This is a genomic window from Nocardia farcinica (genome assembly GCF_001182745.1).
GTDB lineage: Bacteria > Actinomycetota > Actinomycetes > Mycobacteriales > Mycobacteriaceae > Nocardia > Nocardia farcinica.
Genome location: NZ_LN868938.1, coordinates 2,792,429 through 2,810,889 on the forward strand (window position 1 = coordinate 2,792,429; position 18,461 = coordinate 2,810,889).

An 18,461-nucleotide genomic window follows, 5' to 3' on the forward strand; every position below is an offset into this window, starting at 1 on the left:
TCGGTCCCCGGCGACCCGTGGATTCCGCCGCCATTAGCCTCGACGGGGTGAAGTACCTGCGCCCCGCCGATCTCGCCCGGCGGCACGGGCTGTCCACGCAGGCCGTGCGCAACTACGAGGCCGAGGGGTTCCTCCCGGCCGCGGCGCGCACACCGTCGGGGTACCGGATGTTCACCGAAGTCCACGGCGCCGCGTTGAGCGCCTTCCTGGCGCTCGTCACCGGCTACGGTCACGCGACGGCCGGGCGGATCATGAACGCGCTCAACGCCGGTGATCTCGACCGCGCCCTGCGGCTCATCGACGAGGGCCATGTGCGGCTGGTCGAGGACCGGCGCACGCTCGACAGCGTCCGCCACGCCGTCGAGCATCTGACCGACACCGGGGCGGAACCACCACGGCCGGAACCCGGCGCCGCCGCGCGCACCATCGGTGAGCTCGCCCATCTCCTACGGGTGACCCCGGCGACGCTGCGCAACTGGGAGGAGGCGGGCATCCTGTCCCCGGACCGCGAGCGCGGCACCGGCTTCCGGCGCTACGGTCCTTCCGACGTGCGGGATGCCCGGCTGGCCCACCTGCTGCGCCGCGGCGGCTATCCGCTCGAGCGGATCGCCCTCGTCGTCGCTCAGGTCCGCACCGCGGGCGGCACCGACGAGCTCGCCGACGCGCTGGCGCAGTGGCACGGCAGGCTGCTCGCCCAGGGCACGGCGATGCTGGACGCGGCCGCGAAGGTCGGGGAATACCTACGGCTGCGGTCGGATCCGGGCACCGATACCGCGACCGTCGGCTCAGGGTGAAGATCCGGGACGTTCCCGATGGCCGGAACCGCTTGGCGGCCAATAGCTTCGACCCATGCGAACTCGAAGGATGCTGGTCGGGCTCTGCGTCGGGAGCACGTTGCTGCTGGTGGGTTGCTCGACGGTACAGCGGGCGTCCGCGCTACAGCGCGACCTCGACGCGGTGACCGCCGCGGGTGTGGCGGGCGCGGTCGCCACCGTCGACGACCGGACGACATCGCTGGTGATCACCAGTGGTGTCGCCGACCGGTCGACGGGGGCCGCGATGCCCGAGCACGGCCGGGTCCGCATCGGCAGTGTCACCAAGACCTTCACCGCCGCGATCGTGATGCAGCTGGTCGCGGAGGGGAAGGTCGCCCTGGATGCCGCCGTCGATACCTACCTCCCCGGCCTGCTCACCGGCGACGGTGTGGACGGGCGGGTGATCACCGTGCGACAGCTCCTCCAGCACCGCAGCGGGCTCCCCGAGTTCGCCGGACGACCCGGCGCCGACGAGCTGATCGCCGCCGCCGAGAACCGGACGCTGGCCCCGGCCGAGGCGGTGTCGACCGCGCTGGCGCACCCGGCGCAGTTCTCGCCGGGCACCCGGTACGCCTACACCAACACCAACTACATCGTCCTCGGCCTGCTGATCGAGCGCGTGACCGGGCGCTCCTACGCCGACGAGCTGCGCGACCGGATCATCGCCCCGCTCGGCCTGACCGACACCTACCTGCCCGCGCCCGGTGAACGCGAGATCCGCGGCGAGCACCCGCACGGCTACCTCGACACCCCCGACGGGGTGATCGACGTCTCCCGGATCGAACCGTCGATTCCCTGGGCGGCCGGAGCGCTGGTCTCCACCGGCCGCGACCTCAACACCTTCTGGCGGGCTCTGGTGGACGGGCGTCTCGTCCCCGCACCGCAGCTGGTCGAGATGACCACTCCGCAGGACGGGGCGAGCGAGGACGAGGGGCGCGGCTACGGGCTGGGTGTCGGCGCGACAGAACTGTCGTGCGGCGTCCGCTACGTCGGGCACAGTGGCGGCATCCCCGGCTATCACACGATGTCCGGTGCCACTCCCGACCGTGCCGCGACCATCACGTTCACCCAGGCGCCGCGGACACCGCCGGACAGCAAGGCACTGCTCGAACACGCCCTGTGCCCGTGACCCGCGGGCCGGTCGGGTCAGACCTTGACCAGGTCGTCGGCGTGGATCACCGGCCGCTGCATGGTGTCGGGCAGTTCGGCGGTGGACCGGCCGAGCATGGTGGACAACTCGGTGCTGTCGTATTCGACCACACCGCGCGCGACCAGCCGCTGGTCGGCGGCGAGCAGATCCACCACGTCGCCGCCGTGGAAGCGCCCGCGCACGGCGGTGATCCCGGCGGCGAGCAGGGACCGGCGCCGCTGCGCGACCGCCTGCACCGCGCCGTCGTCGAGGACGAGCGCGCCGCGGCTGTCGGCGGCGTGCCGCACCCAGAACTTGCGCGCCGACAACCGCACCGGGCGGGCGGCGAACGCGGTGCCGACGGTGCCGCTGCCCAGCGCGGTCGCGGCCTGTTCGGCGGCGGCCAGCAGCACCGGGACGCCCGCGTCGGCGGCCAGTCGCGCGGCCGAGAGCTTGGAGGCCATACCGCCGGTGCCGAGCACGCCGCCGCTGCCCGCGATCACGCCATCGAGGTCGGCACTGCTGCGCACCTCGGGGATGAAGGTGGCCGCGCCCTTGCGGGGGTCGCCGTCGTAGAGGCCCTCGACGTCGGAGAGCAGGATCAACGCGTCGGCGCCGACCAGGTGGGCGACCAGTGCGGCCAGCCGGTCGTTGTCGCCGAACCGGATCTCCTCGGTGGCCACCGTGTCGTTCTCGTTGACGACCGCGACCGCGCCGAGCGAGCGCAACCGGTCCAGCGTGCGCTGGGCGTTGCGGTGGTGCTCGCGGCGGGAGAAGTCGTCGGCCGACAGCAGCACCTGGCCGACGGTGCGACCGTAGCGGGCGAAGGAGGTGCCCCAGGCGTGTGCGAGGGCGAGCTGCCCGACGCTGGCGGCGGCCTGCTTGGTCGCCAGATCTCGTGGCCGGCGGGACAACCCGAGCGGGGCGAGCCCGGCGCCGATCGCGCCGGAGGAGACCACCACGACATCCGATCCGGCCCGCATGCGCGCCTCCACGGCGTCGGCGAGCCGGTCCAGCCGGGTGGTGTCCAATCCGCCTTCGAGACTGGTCAGCGCCGACGAGCCGATCTTGACGACCACGCTGCGCGCCGACGCGATCGCCTGCCTGGCCGCGCTCAACTCCGACGCCCCGAGCGAATTCACCTGCGTCACAACAGAACTCCTACCCCACACCCGTGCGCCGCCGCGGCGGCGCTCACCGCTGTTCGTCGTCCTCCACCAGGCCGCGGCGGACCCGGGAAGCGTGCTTGCGTTCGGCGGCGCTGACCCGGTCGCTCTGCTCGAGCCGCACGTCGGTGCCGCGGCCGGTGCGCACCATGTCGACACCCGCGCTGATCTGCGGCTCCCAGTCGAAGGTGACATCGCCGATGGTCACCGGCGCACCCGGCTCGGCGCCCAGCCGCACCAGTTCCTCCTCGACACCGAGGCGGGCCAGCCGGTCGGCCAGGTAGCCGACGGCCTCGTCGTTGTCGAACTGGGTCTGGCGCACCCAGCGCTCGGGGCGGGCGCCGCGCACGATGAACCCGCCGGGCTCGTCGGGGTCGGGATGCACGGTGAACCCGGACTCGTCCACCGCGATCGGACGGATGACCGGACGCTTGGGCGCGGCCTTCGGATGCGCCTCGCGGTATTCGCGCACGAGATCGGCCAGCGCGAAGGTCAACGGCCGCAGGCCGGCCCGCGAGACCGCCGAGATCTGGAACACCGGCCAGCCGCGCGCGGTGAACTCCGGGGTCACCATCTCGGCCAGCTCGGCGGCGTCGGGCACGTCGGTCTTGTTGAGGATCACCACGCGCGGGCGGTCGGCCAGATCGCCGAGCCCGGCGTCGGCGGCCAGGGCGGGCTTGTAGGCGGCCAGTTCGGCCTCGAGCGCGTCGACATCGGAGATCGGGTCACGGCCCGGTTCCAGGGTGGCGCAGTCGACCACGTGCGCGAGCACGGCGCAGCGCTCGAGATGCCGCAGGAAGTCCAGGCCGAGGCCGCGGCCCTGGCTCGCGCCGGGGATGAGGCCGGGCACGTCGGCGATGGTGAAGGTGGTGTCACCGCTGGCCACCACGCCCAGGTTGGGCACCAGGGTGGTGAACGGGTAGTCCGCGATCTTGGGCTTGGCCGCCGAGAGCACCGACACGAGCGAGGACTTGCCCGCGGAGGGGAACCCGACCAGCCCGACGTCGGCGACGGACTTGAGCTCGAGCACGAGGTCGCGTTCCTCGCCGTCCTCGCCCAGCAGGGCGAAGCCGGGGGCCTTGCGCGCCTTCGAGGCCAGCGCCGCGTTGCCGAGACCACCGCGACCGCCGCGTGCGGCGACGAAGCGGTTGCCCGCGCCGACCAGGTCCACCAGGACCTCGCCGTCGCGGTCCAGCACGACGGTGCCGTCGGGCACCTTCAGCAGCAGGTCGCTGCCCATCTTGCCGTCGCGGTTGCCGCCCTCGCCCGGCTTGCCGTTGCCCGCTTTGGCGTGCGGGTGGAAGTGGAAGTCGAGCAGGGTGTGCACGTTCGGGTCGACCTCGAGGACGACGTCGCCGCCGTTGCCGCCGTTGCCGCCGTCGGGGCCGCCGAGCGGCTTGAACTTCTCGCGGTGCACCGACGCGCAGCCGTGACCGCCCTTCCCGGCGCGCACATGCAGCACGACACGGTCGATGAACTTCGACATGGTCGAATCATCCTCCTTCTGGGCTGGTCGGTGACGGCGCCGCTCGGTGCGGCGGGATTCACCGGGACGAGAACACGAAAAGCGGGTCAGGGTGTGGCACCCTGACCCGCTCGGCTCGAGTCCGGATCGGCTCGGCGGTCAGGCCTGAACCGGCTCCGGGGCGACGATGTTGACCGTCTTGCGGCCACGCTTGGTGCCGAACTGCACCGCGCCCGCCGCGAGGGCGAACAGGGTGTCGTCGCCACCGCGCCCGACGTTCACGCCGGGGTGGAAGTGGGTGCCACGCTGGCGCACCAGGATCTCGCCGGCCTTGACGGTCTGACCGCCGAAGCGCTTGACGCCGAGTCGCTGGGCGTTGGAGTCGCGTCCGTTCCGGGAGCTGGACGCGCCCTTCTTGTGTGCCATAGCTGTGTCTCCTCGGGATGTCTTACTTGATGCCGGTGACCTTCAGGACCGTCAGCGGCTGACGGTGACCCTGGCGCTTGTGGTAGCCGGTCTTGTTCTTGAACTTGTGGATGCGGATCTTGGGGCCCTTGGTCTGCTCGACCAGCTCCGCGGTCACCGAGCGCTTGGCCAGAGCCTCCGCCTCGGTGGTCAGTTCGGCGCCGTCCACCACGAGGACGGGCGACAGCTCGACGGCGGCACCCGGCTCGCCCTCGATCTTCTCGACCTTCACCAGGTCACCGACCGCGACCTTGTACTGCTTTCCGCCGGTCTTGACGATCGCGTACGTTGCCATCGGTCGGCTTCCTCCACTCGATGTATGTCTAATCGTGCTTCGTGCACGTCACAGGTCGTGACGCGACGTGTCTTGGCTGGTTGCTGCACGGGGGCGCTTGCTCCTGCTTCCCGCTCATACCGTCCCGGAATTCTGTCGGGAAGCATCTCGGGCGCGTCAGCATGATGCGCATCGCCAGGCAGCGACCGGTCAAGGCTACCAGAAGGGTTCCGTGCGACCCAATTCGGTCCCCGGCGCCCGGCCGGGAGCGGCGCCGGTGCGCGCCGCTCCCCCGGCTCGGCTCAGTTCGCTTCGTCCGCGGGCGGCCCGGCGGGACGTCCCACTGCCCGGCGGCGGGGCCGCTCGCGCGGCAGCACCACCGGTGCGGGTTCGTCGGCGTCGAACACCGGTGCGGCGGGCTGCTCGGTGCCCGACACCACGAACACCGCGGCGCTGCTGTCCGCGGCGGGCGCGGCAGCCGACCGCGCGACCCGGCGGCGGCGCGCGGGCCGCTCCGGCGCGACACCGTTGGCCTCGGCGGAGGACGCGGGCACGTCGGCGGACGACTGCGACTCGGCGGACGGCGCGGGTGTGGCGGCGGCCGGCTCCGACGCCTCGTCGGCGACCTGGCCCGGCTCGACCTGTCCGGCGAGTTCGGCCACCGCCGACTCCGCGGCCGCGACCTCCTCGGTGACCGGGACCTGCTCGGCGACTCCCGGCTCGGCGCCGGACTCGGTCACCGCGACCGCACCCGCGTCGGTGGGCAGGGCCAGCACGGCCTCGGCCTGCTCCTCCAGCGCCTCCGGCGTGGCGGTGCCTGCCTCGTCCCGTTCCTCGTCGGCGGCTGCCCGCTCGGCGGCATCCTCCGGCTGCGCGGTGTCCGGCCGGTCCGCGGCCTGCTGGGCGGCCGCCTCCCGCCGGGCGGCCTCGCGCTGGGCTCGACCGGCCCGGCGCCGCGACCGCGAGGGCCGCACCTCCACGGTCTCGATGCCCTCGTCCTGGGCGACGGCGTCGGTGTCCGGCCCGGCCGCCACATCGGCGACCTGATCGGCCACCGACTCCTCGGCGGCGCCCACGGACTCGGGGTGCGCCTCCGGCTCGTCGTGCTCGCCGCCGCCGGACTGGTGCGCGGCCATCGCCAGCGCGACCGGATGGGCGCGCTTGACGGCCGCGTCCTCCACGGTCTCGGTGGGCGCGGCGCCGTTGGCGGCGGGCGCGGCGGCGCCCTTGTCCCGCCCGCGGCGCCGGCGCGAACCGCTCTCGCGGCGGCCGCCGGACTCCTCGGCCTGGCCGGGTTCCACCGGGTAGTTGTGCACGATGATGCCGCGGCCGTGGCAGTGCTCACAGGTGGTGGAGAAGGCCTCGACCAGGCCGGTGCCCAGCTTCTTCCGGGTCATCTGCACCAGGCCGAGCGAGGTCACCTCGGAGACCTGGTGGCGGGTGCGGTCGCGCCCGAGCGCCTCGGTGAGCCTGCGCAGCACCAGGTCGCGGTTGGACTCGAGCACCATGTCGATGAAGTCGACGACGATCATGCCGCCGATGTCGCGCAGCCGCATCTGGCGCACGATCTCCTCGGCCGCCTCCAGGTTGTTCCTGGTGACCGTCTCCTCGAGATTGCTGCCACCGGAGCCGGTGAACTTGCCGGTGTTGACGTCGATGACGGTCATCGCCTCGGTGCGGTCGATCACCAGGGTGCCGCCCGAGGGCAGCCACACCTTGCGGTCGAGCGCCTTGGCCAGCTGCTCGTCGATGCGGTAGGTCTCGAAGACGTCCACGCCGTTGTTCTCGTGCCGCGAGACCCGCGCCAGCAGGTCGGGGGCCACGGTGCGGATGTAGTTCTGCACCGTCGTCCATGCCCGCTCGCCCTCGATGACCAGCTGGGAGAAGTCCTCGTTGAACAGGTCGCGGATGACCTTGACCAGCAGGTCGGGCTCCTCGTAGAGGGTCTTGGGCGCGCCGCCGTCCTTGTCGGCCTGTTCCTGGATGCTGCGCCAGGTGCTCTGCAACCGCTCCACGTCGCGGGCCAGCTCGGCCTCGCTCACGCCTTCGGAGGCGGTGCGGATGATCACGCCCGCGTCGGGCGGGACGATCTCGCGCAGGATCTCCTTGAGCCGCTTGCGCTCGGTGTCGGGCAGCTTGCGGCTGATCCCGGTGGAGGTGCCGCCCGGCACGTACACCAGGAAGCGGCCCGCCAGGCTGATCTGGGTGGTGAGCCGGGCGCCCTTGTGCCCGACCGGGTCCTTGGACACCTGTACCAGCACCTGATCGCCGGGCTTGAGCGCCTGCTCGATCTTGCGTTCCTTGCCGCCGAGACCGGCGGCCTCCCAGTTCACCTCGCCCGCGTACAGCACGCCGTTGCGGCCGCGACCGATGTCGACGAACGCCGCCTCCATGCTCGGCAGCACGTTCTGCACCTTGCCGAGATAGACGTTGCCGACCATGGACGGCTGCCCGGTGTCGGTGACGAAGTGCTCGACGAGGATGTTGTCCTCGAGCACCGCGACCTGCGTGATGTTCGGGTGGTCCGGGAAGTTCTTCTCGCGCACCACCATCACCCGGTCCACCGCTTCGCGGCGGGCCAGGAACTCCGACTCGGTCAGGATCGGCGGCCGCCGCCTGCCCGCCTCGCGGCCGTCGCGGCGGCGCTGGCGCTTGGCCTCGAGCCGGGTGGAGCCGGTGATGCCCTGCACCTCGTCGACGCTCGCGCGCCCGCGGGCCTTGTTGCGCGGCTCGCGCTCGTGCACGACGGTGTTCGGCGGATCGTCGTCGGCGGGCTGGGCCTCGTCGCCGTCCCCGCCGACCTTGCGGCGGCGGCGACGGCGCCGCCTGCGGGTGGAACCCTCGGGTCCGCCGTTCTCCTCGGACTCCTCGGTGTCCTCGCCCTCGCCGGCGTCCGCGGTCGCGGCGGCGTCGGTGGTCTCGGCGGATTCCTCGGCCTGCGCGGACTCGGACTCGCGCTCCTCGGTGTCCGAGTCGGCGTGGTCGGTGTCCTCGCCGTCGGTGTCGGTGTCGGTGTCGTTCTGCTGCTCGCCGCGGCCACGACCGCGGCCACGACGACCACGCCTGCGCCTGCGCGGCTGGCCGTCGCCCTCACCCTGATCGGCGTCGGCGCCCTGCTCGCCACGGTCCTGCTCGCCACGGTCCTGCTCGTCGGCCTCGGCGGCCTCGGGCTCGGTGGTCGCGGTGTCGGCCTCGTCCTCGGGCGCGGCCTCGGCCTTGCGGGCGTCGCGTTCGGCGCGGCGCTTGCGGCGCAGCTGCTCGGCGGCGGAGGCGTCCGGCGGCAGGAACAGCGGTGCGGCCACCTCGGCGGGCGGCTGGAAGACCACCGGTTCGGCAGGCGCCTCGGCGCGGACGGGATGGGTGAACAACTGCGCGGTGGCGGGCTGGTCCGCCGGCGCGGGGGCGCTGGTCTGCAGGGGATCGGGTGCGGAGAACAGCAGCCCCGGTTGCGCGGGGGCGGCCGGTTCCGGCTCGGGTTCGGGTTGCGGGGGCGGGGCGGGCGCCGCGGTGGCGGTCGCGGGCTCGGCGTCGCCCGCGGCGAGGGCGTCACGCACGGTCTCGGCGACCGCCCGATCGACGTTGGATTGCGCACTGCGCGCCTCGGAGCCCAACTCGCTGAGTTTGGCGAGGATGCGTTTGCTGGTCACTCCCAGCCGCTTGGCAAGTGCGTGAACTCGGATTCGCTCCGGCAATTGATCGGCATCCTGTGATGTTGTTTCCAGCGGCTCTTGATCGGCCACGAAGTCTCCTCGGGCCCCCGGGCGCGTTCCAGTCCGTTGACTGTGACGCGGCCGGCGCGGGGGCGCTGTCTGTAACACCTCACGTCGTCGACGCGAGGTCCTGTGGTCTCGCCCCGCGTGCCCGGTTGTCACCTGGTTCTTCGTCGTTCGGGCTAACTGGTCACGCGGCGCCTGGCTGTTGGCTGAACTCCACGGCACGAGCGCTCATCCAGCGTGCCGACGCGAACCCCCACGCCCTCAGCAACCGGGCGTGAGCATCCGTGGCAGCGATGATCGGCATCGAACCGCGGTGTCATCCGGTCACCGTCGTCACCCACGTTTCGCGTACCAGCGCGAACAGTCGGTGTCGACGAGGACCACTGCCAGTATCCCATACACCGCGCCGGTAACTCGCCATCGGCGCACAGGTGAGCGTATGCCCAGGAGTTGCCGGGTGCCCCGGCGTGCCGCGGAGACGACGGTGGCGGCGGGGAAATCCCCGCCGCCACCACCGGACGATGCGGGCCCTACGCGGCCGGGAACTCCGGGAACCAGAGACCGATCTCACGCTTGGCCGACTCGGGCGAATCGGAGCCGTGGACCAGGTTGTACTGGGTCTCGAGGCCGAAGTCGCCGCGGATGCTGCCGGGAGCGGCCTTCTCCACCGGGTCGGTGCCGCCGGCGAGCTGACGGAAGGCGGCGATCGCGCGCGGGCCCTCGAGCACCGCCGCCACGACCGGGCCGGAGGTGATGAACTCGATCAAGGAGCCGAAGAACGGCTTGTCGGCGTGCTCGGCGTAATGCTCGCGCGCCAGCTCGTCCGACACCTGCTTGAGCTCCAGGGCGGCGATCTTCAGGCCCTTGCGCTCGATCCGGGCCAGCACCTCGCCGACCAGGCCGCGCGACACGCCGTCCGGCTTGATGAGTACCAACGTCTGCTCAGTCACGGCGCACAGCCTAACGGCCCTGGGGGCGTACCCGCTGACTGGGCAGCAGCCCCCGGTCCATCCGCCGCTTCACCTCGTGCCGCAGGATCAGGATGAACGCCCAGACCAGCACGAATACCACCCCGATGACGAGGATGGAGAGGTGGATGAACCCGCCGAGCAGCACCAGCACCTGCAGGCCGAGGTTGAACGCCAGCGCCCAGGACCGGCCCTGCAAGCCGGCGCCGAGGATCATCGCCAGCGCCAGGATCACCAGGTAGCTGCCGGAGAACCAGGTGATGCCGCCGCCCACGTCGGCGACCACGGGCAGCGCGAGCAGCACCACGATCGACTCGAGCACCAGCGTGCCCGCCATCACGCCGCGCAGGCCCTTCCACGGGTCGGGCGGCGCGGGCACGTCCGCGGGGCGTTCCTCACTCATCGGGTGTCCTTTCGCCGCGTCACGCGGGGTCCTTGCCGAACAGCGCGCGAGCCGCCCCCGCGGTGACCACCGAACCGGTGACCACCACGCCGGCGCCGGAGACCATCTCCCCGCTCTCACCGACCTCTTCGGCGAGCGCGATGGCGGTTTCCAGCGCGTCCGGCAACGTCTGGGCGGTGACGACCCGTTCGTCGCCGAACCGCTGCACGGCCAGGTCGGCCAGCGCGTCGATCTCGAGCGCGCGCGGTGAGCCGTTGGTGGTCACCACGATCTCGTCGAACACCGGCTCCAGCGCCTCCAGGATCCCGGCCGCGTCCTTGTCGCCGAGCACGGCGATCACTCCGACGAGCTTGCGGAAGTCGAACTCGGTGCTGATGGTGGTGGCCAGGGCGCGCGCCCCCGCCGGATTGTGCGCGGCGTCGACGAAGATGCTCGGCGCGCTGCGCATCCGCTCCATCCGCCCCGGGCTGGCGACCGCGGCGAAGCCCGCGCGGACCGCCTCGACGTCGAGTTGCCGCTGCGCGCCCGCGCCGAAGAACGCCTCCACCGCGGCCAGCGCCAGCACCGCGTTGCGGGCCTGGTGCTCACCGTGCAACGGCAGGAAGATCTCGTCGTAGACCCCGCCGAGGCCCTGCAGCTCCAACTGCTGCCCGCCGACGGCGATGCGCCTGCTCAGCACCGTGAACTCGGCGCCCTCGCGGGCGACGGCGGCGTCGACCTCGACGGCGCGGCGCAGCAGCACCTCCATCGCCTCGGGCTCCTGCTGGGCGATCACCGCGACGGTGTCGCGCGGCACCAGGCTCTCCGGCGCGCGCTTGATGATGCCCGCCTTCTCCCCGGCGATGCTCGCCAGATCGGGCCCCAGATACTCGGTGTGGTCCAGGCCGATGGGGGTGATGACCGCGACCTGCCCGTCGATGACATTGGTCGCGTCCCAGGTGCCGCCCATCCCGGTCTCCACCACCGCGACATCGACCGGCGCCTCGGCGAAGGCCGCGTAGGCCATGCCGGTGAGCACCTCGAACTTGCTCATCGCCGGTCCGCCCACGGCGGCCGACTGCTGGTCGATCATCTCGACGTAGGGCTGGATCTCCCGGTAGGTCTCCACGTACTTGGCCGGGCTGATCGGCGCGTTGTCGATGCTGATGCGCTCGGTGGCCAGCTGCAGATGCGGGCTGATGATGCGGCCCGTGCGCCGGTGCAGCGCGGTGAGCAGGGCATCGATCATCCGGGTCACCGAGGTCTTGCCGTTGGTGCCCGCGATGTGGATGGCCGGGTAGGCCTGCTGCGGCGAGCCGAGCAGGTCCATCAGGGTGGCGATCCGGGTGAGCGAGGGCTCGATCTTGGTCTCCGGCCACCGCTGGTCGAGTTCGGCTTCCACCAGCGCCATCTCGGCCAGCTCGACCGGCGACGGCCCGGAGCCCAGCCGGGCGCCGGTGCCGTCGTCGCGGTACTGCCGCTCCGGTTCCGGGTTGGCACCCGGTGCGCTGTCCTCGCTCACCGGGCGCCCAGTTCGGCCAGCCGCGCCCCGATGCGCGCCACCTCGACGGCGGCGACGTCGCGGCGGGTCCTGATCTTGTCGACCACCTGCTCCGGCGCCTTGGCGAGGAAGGCCTCGTTGCCCAGCTTGCCCTCGGTGGTGGCCAGTTCCTTCTGGGCGGCGGCCAGATCCTTCTCCAGGCGCTTGCGCTCGGCCTCGAGGTCCACCGACCCGGAGGTGTCCAGTTCCACCGTGACGGTGGCGCCGCTGAGCCGCACCTCCACCGAGGCGGTGGCCGCGAAGTCGGGGCCTGCCTCGGTGAGGCGGGCCAGCGCGGCGATCGCGGGCGCGAGCGCGCCGAGCTCGGCGCTGTCGACGCCGATCAGCTTGGCGGCCACCTTCTGCTTGTCGGCCAGTCCCTGGTCGCTGCGGAAGCGCCGGATCTCGGTGATCAGGCGCTGCGCGTCGGCGATGCGGCGGGCCGCGTCGGCATCGGGGGTGACGCCGCTCGCGGTCGGCCAGGCCGCGACCACCACGGATTCGCCGCCGGTCAGCGCCTGCCACAGCGACTCGGTGACGAACGGGATCACCGGGTGCAGCAGGCGCAGCACCGCGTCGAGCACGGTGCCGAGCACGGTCCTGGTCGATTCGGCCCGCGCGCCGTCGGCGGCGAACTGCACCTTGGCCAGTTCCAGGTACCAGTCGCACAGCTCGTCCCAGGCGAAGTGGTAGAGCGCCTCGCAGGCCTTGCCGAATTCGTAGGCGTCGAAGGCGGCGTCGACCTCGGCGAGCACCTCGTCGAGCCGGTCCAGGATCCAGCGGTCGGCGTCGGTGAGGCTGCCCCGGTCCGGCAGCTCGCCCGGTGCGGCGCCGTTGAGCAACGCGAACTTGGTGGCGTTGAACAGCTTGGTGACGAAGCTGCGCGAGGCGAGCGCGTGCGGCTCGCCGACGGAGAGGTCACCGCCGGGCTGGGCACCGCGGGCGAGGGTGAAGCGCAGCGCGTCGGCGCCGTAGGAGCGGATCCAGTCCAGCGGGTCGATGCCGTTGCCGCGCGACTTCGACATCTTCTTGCCGTGCTGGTCGCGGATCAGGCCGTGCAGGAAGATGTCCTTGAACGGCACCTGCACCTGGCCGGGGTCCTTGCCCGCGGTCAGCGCCGGGTCCTCGGCGACGTACATGCCGAACATCATCATCCGGGCGACCCAGAAGAAGAGGATGTCGTAGCCGGTCACCAGCACGCTGGTCGGATAGAACTTGGTCAGCTCGGGGGTGGCATCGGGCCAGCCCATCGTGGAGAACGGCCACAGGCCCGAGGAGAACCAGGTGTCGAGGACGTCGGGGTCCTGCACCCAGCCCTCGGGCGGTGTCTCGCCGGGGCCGAGGCACACGACCTCGCCGTCGGGGCCGTACCAGATCGGGATGCGGTGGCCCCACCACAGCTGGCGCGAGATGGTCCAGTCGTGCATGTTGTCGACCCACTCGAACCAGCGCGGTTCCTGACTGGCCGGGTGGATGACGACCTGGCCGTTGCGCACCGCGTCGCCCGCCGCCTTGGCCAGCGCCTCGACCTTGACCCACCACTGCATCGACAGGCGCGGCTCGATCGGCTCGCCGGTGCGTTCGGAATGCCCGACGCTGTGGATGTAGGGCCGCTTCTCGGCGACGACCCGGCCCTCCCTGGCCAGCCGCTCGCGCACCTTCACCCTGGCCTCGAACCGGTCCATGCCGTCGAATTCGGTGCCGGTGTTCGCGATCCGGCCGCGCTCGTCCATGATCGTCGGCATCGGCAGGTTGTGCCGCAGGCCGATCTCGAAGTCGTTGGGATCGTGGGCGGGGGTGATCTTCACCGCGCCGGAACCGAATTCGGGATCGACGTAGTCGTCGGCGACGATCGGGATCTGCCGCCCGGTGATCGGGTGCTCGAGGGTGGTGCCGATGAGGTCCCGGTAGCGGGGATCGTCCGGGTGCACCGCGACGGCGGTGTCGCCGAGCATCGTCTCCACGCGGGTGGTGGCCACGACGACATGGGGTTCGTCGTCGTCGAGCGAGCCGTACCGCAGCGAGACGAGTTCGCCTTCGACGTCCTCGTGCTTGACCTCGATGTCGGAGATCGCGGTGCGCAGCTCCGGCGACCAGTTCACCAGTCGCTCGGCCCGGTAGATCAGGCCCGCGTCGTAGAGCCGCTTGAACATGGTCTGCACGGCGCGCGAGAGGCCCTCGTCCATGGTGAAGCGGTCGCGGCTCCAGTCGACGCCGTCGCCGAGCGCGCGCATCTGCCACTGGATGGCGCCGCCGGATTCGCGCTTCCAGTCCCAGACCTTCTCGACGAACAGCTCGCGGCCGAAGTCCTCCTTGGTCTTGCCGTCCACGGCGAGCTGCTTCTCCACCACGGTCTGGGTGGCGATGCCCGCGTGGTCCATGCCCGGCAGCCACAGCACCTCGTAGCCCTGCATGCGCTTGCGGCGGGCCAGGGTGTCCATCAGGGTGTGGTCGAGCGCGTGGCCCATGTGCAGGGTGCCGGTGACGTTCGGCGGGGGCAGCACGATCGAATAGGCCGGCTTGCCGCTGGCGGGGTCGGCGGTGAAGTAGCCCGCCGATACCCAGCGCTCGTACATCTCGGCCTCCACCGCGCTGGGGTCCCAGCTCTTGGGGAGGGCGTCGGCACGATTACGTGAGTTGTCAGGGGCTGTGCTGGTCACTCCGTGATCCTATCGGGCCGCGCCGGACGCGATCGGCCCCCTCCGGCCCCTCCGCGCGGGTGTGGTCCGCGCGATCGGCGGGGCGCCCCGAACCGGGCGGAGACCCGGGCAGAAAAGAAGGCGGAGCCTTCGGTGGATGAGGGACACCGAACACTCCGCCTATGACCAGAGCTTACCGCCTCCCCGGGACCGGATCCGGAATCCACAAGCAATTCTCAGCTTCTGTTCCGCGGGCTGGAAAACCCTGGTCATCCGTCCAGGCCGCCCTCGGTCCCGACTGTGGCCGAGCACAACCGCGGCCTGCTCACGACCAGGGGAAACACCCGTGTGTGCCGGTCCGTTCGGTACCGCGGCGCGACCGGTTGCGACCCCGCTCACACCGCGGAAGACCTTGCCGCGACGGAGAACTCGCCCGGACGCGGGCGAAACCCGTTGGCACAGGTGGAGTCACAGCGGAAATCAGGGTTTTCCCTGTTGCCGAACCGGGCGGTGGCCTGGAGTCTGGAAGAGGTGAACCCCCCGCTCGATGCTCTACCCCTGCACTCCCCCGCACCGATGACCTCGGTCGCCGGATCGGGCGTGCTCACACCCGCGGCCGTGCACGATCTGCGCGACCATGCGATCCGCGCGCTGCGCTACCCACCCCGGGCCGCCGTGGTGTTCTCCGGCGTGCCAGGGGCGGGGAAGAGCACGGCGCTGCGAAAACTGTTCGGCTCCACCGCCGATCACCGGCGACCGCCGCGCGGCCCGGCCGGCTCGGTCGTGCTCGACTCGCTGCACGCCCGCAACCGCCTGACACCGCGGCTGCGCATGCTGCCCTATCCGCTGTGGCGGCCGGTCGTGCACCTCGCCCACTACACCGCCATCCGCCGCGCGCTGCGCACCGCGGACGGGCCGGTGATCATCCACGATTGCGGCACCTTCGCCTGGAGCAGGCGGTTGATCGCCCGCTGGACCGCGGCCGCGGGCCGTGACCTGCACGTCGTCATGATCGATGTGCCGCCGACGGTGGCCAGGGCCGGCCAGTACGCGCGCGGCAGGCGCAGCAACGGGCTGTTCTTCACCCTGCACTGCCGGCGCTGGGACGAGCTGATCGCGGCGATGGCCGATGCCGCGCCCGCGGTCGCCGCGTCGGTGGTGATCGTCGACCGGGCCGCGATCAACCGCGTCCAGGAGGTGCGATTCGACTCGGACGCCGCACCGTCCGTGGCCGCCCGCGAGGCCACCGCCTGAGCGGGTCGGCGGCCGGAGGTGGTTCGGCTCAGGGCACCAGCACCGTCAGCGCCCGCGGTACCGCCCGCGCCGTGATCGGCAGGGTGCCCGCCGGCTCGCCGTCGGCGGTGGCGGGCGCGCCCGGTGAGCTCAGCGTGACCTCGGCGGCCCGGTACTGACGCACCGCGGGATGGTCGACCCGCTTGCCTGCCGACAGCGCGGGCAGGAAGCGCAGCATCTCCAGTCGCGACACCGCGCCCACCACGGTGACGTCGAGCAGCCCGTCGTCGGATTCGGCGTCGGGGCAGATGAGCATGCCGCCGCCGTAGGTCCGGGTGTTGCCGACGGCGACCATGACCGCGTCGGTGTCGAAGGCGCCGTCGGCGGCGGGGTTGTCCAGCGCGCCGGGCGCGATGCCCGACAGCTCGATGCGGTAGGGCAAGCCGATGCCGCCGGTGATCTCCGCCAGGGCCGCCACGGTGTAACGCAGCGGGCCCCGGGGCCAGCGCATCCGGTTGGCGCGCAAGGTCACTCGCGCGTCGAATCCGGTACCGGCCACGGTCGCGAACCACATGGGCGCGGCGCCGGGCGCGGTGATCTGTCCGAGGTCCATCACGGCCGTGCGGCCGCGCAGCAGCAGATCGACGGCCGCGGCGGTGTCGTCGGTGGGCACGCCGAGCGCGCGGGCCAGATCGTTGCCGGTGCCGCTGGGCACCAGACCCAACGGCACGCCCGCGTGCGCGAGCGCGTCGAGCAGCACACACACCAGGCCGTCGCCACCGACGCAGACCACCGCGCCCGGGCGGGCCTGCGGATCGGCCAGCGCGTCGCGCACCAGCCGCACCGATTCGGCCGCGGAGTCGGCGCGGACCTCGGTGACCTCCACCCCGCGCGCCGCGAGCCGGGCGACGGCCGCCGCGGCGGTGTCGTGCCCCCGGCCCTGCCCGGAGAGCCGGTTGGCGACCACGAGCACCGAACGGACGGCGGGGGTTTCGCGGGCGCTCATCAGATCAGTTTTCCAGGATTGAGGATGCCCGCGGGGTCGAGTTCCCGTTTCACCGCGGCCAGCACCCGGACACCGAGTTCCCCGATCTCGTCGGGCAGCCAGGGCCGGTGGTCGGTGCCGACCGCGTGGTGATGGGTGATGGTGCCACCCGTGGCCACGATCGCCTCGCCCGCGGCGGTCTTGGCGGCCTGCCATTGGGCGATGGGGTCATCGAGTTGCTTGGCGACGACGGTGAAGTAGAGGGACGCGCCGGTCGGGTAGGTGTGCGAGATGTGGCACATGACCAGCGGCGGGGTGCCCTGCCCGGCGAGCGAGTCGGTGAGCGCGGCGGTGACCGCGGTCTTGAGCGCGGCGATGTTCGACCAGGTGGTCGCGGTCTCCAGGGTTTCGCACAGCACGCCGACGTCGAGCAGGCTGTCGCGCAGGTAGGGTGCGGCGAAGCGGCCGTGCTCCCATTGGGCGGCGGGGTCGGGGCCCAGGTCGCGCCCGCCCGCCGCGCGCAGCACCGCGTCGGCCTCGGCACTGCGCGCCGCGGTGTGCGCGGCGCTGCCTTCGAAGGTGGTCACCGCCAGGCAGCCCTGCACGGGTTCGCCGCCGACGTCGCGGGATCGGGCCAGGTTCAGGCCCGTCTCCGCCTCGTCGGACAGGCGCAGCACCGTCGGCGCCGCGCCCGCCTGCACGACCGCGCGCAGTGCGGCCGCGCCGGTGGCGAAGTCGGGGAACGACCAGGCTCGGTACACCACGCTGTCCGGCCGTGGATGCACCCGCACGGCCACTTCGGTGATCACACCGAGGGTGCCCTCGGAGCCGAGGAACAGTTCGCGCAGGTCGGGTCCGGCGGCCGAGGCGGGCGCGCGGCCGAGCTCGAGCGGCCCGCTCGGGGTGGCGATCCGCAGACGCTGGACCATGTCGTCGAAGCGGCCGTAGCCCGCGGAGGCCTGGCCGGAGGAGCGGGTGGCGGCGAATCCGCCGATGCTGGCGAACTCGAAACTCTGCGGGAAGTGCCCGAGCGAGAGTCCGTGCGCGGCAAGCAGTTCTTCCGCGCGGGGCCCGGTGACACCGGCGCCGAAGGTCGCGGTACCGCTGACCGGATCGACGTCGAGCAGCGCGTCGAGGCGACGCAGGTCGAGGGCGACGACGACGGGGAAACGGCCGCGCACCGGATCGACGCCGCCCACCACGCTGGTGCCGCCACCGAAGGGCACCACGGCGATGCCGTGCTCGGCGCAGTGGGCGAGCACCGCGAGCACCGTGTCGTGGTCGGCGGGGAAGACGACGGCGTCGGGAGCGTCCTGGGGTTCATCGGCGCGGCGGCGCAGCAGATCCAGGGTGCTCTTGCCGCCGGCATGCCGGAGCCGGTCGCGGTGGTCGGTGCTGATCCCGTCGGCCCCGACCACCGCCGCCAAGCCGTCCCGCTGGTGCGGTGTCAACGCCGACGGGCGCAGTGGCACGTCACCCTCATCGCGGCGCGCCACCGCCTCACCCGACACTCCGAACACCTGCTTCAGCAGGCCACGGATCTGATCCGACAGGGGCTGACGCCCGGCCGGATCGCCCCAGGCGTCCCACACCATACTCGTCGCCCGCTCGGGCGTGCCGGAATTCGCCGGGCGAATGCGGTCCGCGCCGGTGTCCTGCGTCTCAGCCATGCGTTACAGTCTTA

14 protein-coding genes are annotated in these 18,461 nt (G+C 72.2%); 3 read left to right on the top strand and 11 right to left on the bottom strand.

Annotation, left to right across the window (positions count from 1 at the left end; genetic code table 11):
• Positions 1-47: 47 nt before the first annotated feature.
• Both AMO33_RS13445 and AMO33_RS13450 read left to right on the top strand, forming a co-directional pair.
• On the top strand, positions 48-794 hold the full coding sequence (locus AMO33_RS13445) for a TioE family transcriptional regulator (RefSeq protein ID WP_060593476.1): 747 nt from the start codon (positions 48-50) through the stop codon (positions 792-794).
• Positions 795-849: 55 nt separating this feature from the next.
• Complete coding sequence (locus AMO33_RS13450) at positions 850-1,944, top strand: serine hydrolase domain-containing protein (RefSeq protein ID WP_060592821.1); 1,095 nt, start codon at positions 850-852, stop codon at positions 1,942-1,944.
• A gap of 17 nt (positions 1,945-1,961) precedes the next feature.
• Here the strand turns inward: AMO33_RS13450 and proB are convergent, their stop codons facing one another.
• The 9 genes from proB to AMO33_RS13495 form a co-directional block, all read right to left on the bottom strand.
• On the bottom strand, positions 1,962-3,062 hold the full coding sequence (proB, locus tag AMO33_RS13455; RefSeq protein ID WP_060593477.1) for a glutamate 5-kinase: 1,101 nt from the start codon (positions 3,060-3,062) through the stop codon (positions 1,962-1,964).
• Between the two features lie 76 nt (positions 3,063-3,138).
• Positions 3,139-4,596, bottom strand: a complete 1,458-nt coding sequence (obgE, locus tag AMO33_RS13460) for a GTPase ObgE (protein WP_011207885.1) — start codon at positions 4,594-4,596, stop codon at positions 3,139-3,141.
• Positions 4,597-4,734: 138 nt separating this feature from the next.
• Complete coding sequence (gene rpmA, locus AMO33_RS13465) at positions 4,735-5,001, bottom strand: 50S ribosomal protein L27 (protein ID WP_060592822.1); 267 nt, start codon at positions 4,999-5,001, stop codon at positions 4,735-4,737.
• Between the two features lie 22 nt (positions 5,002-5,023).
• Positions 5,024-5,335, bottom strand: a complete 312-nt coding sequence (gene rplU / locus AMO33_RS13470) for a 50S ribosomal protein L21 (RefSeq protein ID WP_011207883.1) — start codon at positions 5,333-5,335, stop codon at positions 5,024-5,026.
• Between the two features lie 281 nt (positions 5,336-5,616).
• A complete protein-coding gene (locus AMO33_RS13475; protein ID WP_060592823.1) occupies positions 5,617-9,054 on the bottom strand; it encodes a translation initiation factor IF-2 N-terminal domain-containing protein in 3,438 nt (1,145 codons plus the stop codon).
• Positions 9,055-9,560: 506 nt separating this feature from the next.
• On the bottom strand, positions 9,561-9,980 hold the full coding sequence (ndk, locus tag AMO33_RS13480) for a nucleoside-diphosphate kinase (RefSeq protein ID WP_060592824.1): 420 nt from the start codon (positions 9,978-9,980) through the stop codon (positions 9,561-9,563).
• 10 nt (positions 9,981-9,990) lie between these two features.
• Positions 9,991-10,401 carry a DUF4233 domain-containing protein gene (locus AMO33_RS13485; protein ID WP_011207880.1) on the bottom strand — a complete coding sequence of 137 codons (411 nt, stop codon included), beginning with the start codon at positions 10,399-10,401 and terminating at the stop codon, positions 9,991-9,993.
• A 19-nt stretch (positions 10,402-10,420) separates the two neighbouring features.
• Entirely contained in the window at positions 10,421-11,791 is a 1,371-nt protein-coding gene (folC, locus tag AMO33_RS13490) for a bifunctional tetrahydrofolate synthase/dihydrofolate synthase (RefSeq protein WP_060593478.1), read from the bottom strand.
• Positions 11,792-11,898: 107 nt separating this feature from the next.
• Positions 11,899-14,580: a valine--tRNA ligase gene (locus AMO33_RS13495; protein WP_060592825.1), complete on the bottom strand. Its 2,682-nt coding sequence runs from the start codon at positions 14,578-14,580 to the stop codon at positions 11,899-11,901.
• A 579-nt stretch (positions 14,581-15,159) separates the two neighbouring features.
• Here AMO33_RS13495 and AMO33_RS13500 point away from each other — a divergent pair.
• Positions 15,160-15,813: an AAA family ATPase gene (locus tag AMO33_RS13500; RefSeq protein ID WP_060593479.1), complete on the top strand. Its 654-nt coding sequence runs from the start codon at positions 15,160-15,162 to the stop codon at positions 15,811-15,813.
• A 28-nt stretch (positions 15,814-15,841) separates the two neighbouring features.
• Here AMO33_RS13500 and AMO33_RS13505 read toward each other — a convergent pair whose 3' ends face one another.
• Together AMO33_RS13505 and AMO33_RS13510 are read right to left on the bottom strand one after the other, a co-directional pair.
• The gene (locus AMO33_RS13505; protein WP_060592826.1) at positions 15,842-16,798 is read right to left on the bottom strand and encodes a diacylglycerol kinase family protein; all 957 of its coding nucleotides are present in this window, start codon (positions 16,796-16,798) and stop codon (positions 15,842-15,844) included.
• Positions 16,798-18,372, bottom strand: coding sequence for an FAD-binding oxidoreductase (locus AMO33_RS13510; RefSeq protein ID WP_060592827.1), 1,575 nt, complete (start codon positions 18,370-18,372; stop codon positions 16,798-16,800). Before AMO33_RS13510 ends, AMO33_RS13505 begins: the two co-directional genes overlap by 1 nt.
• Between the last annotated feature and the right edge of the window lie 89 nt (positions 18,373-18,461).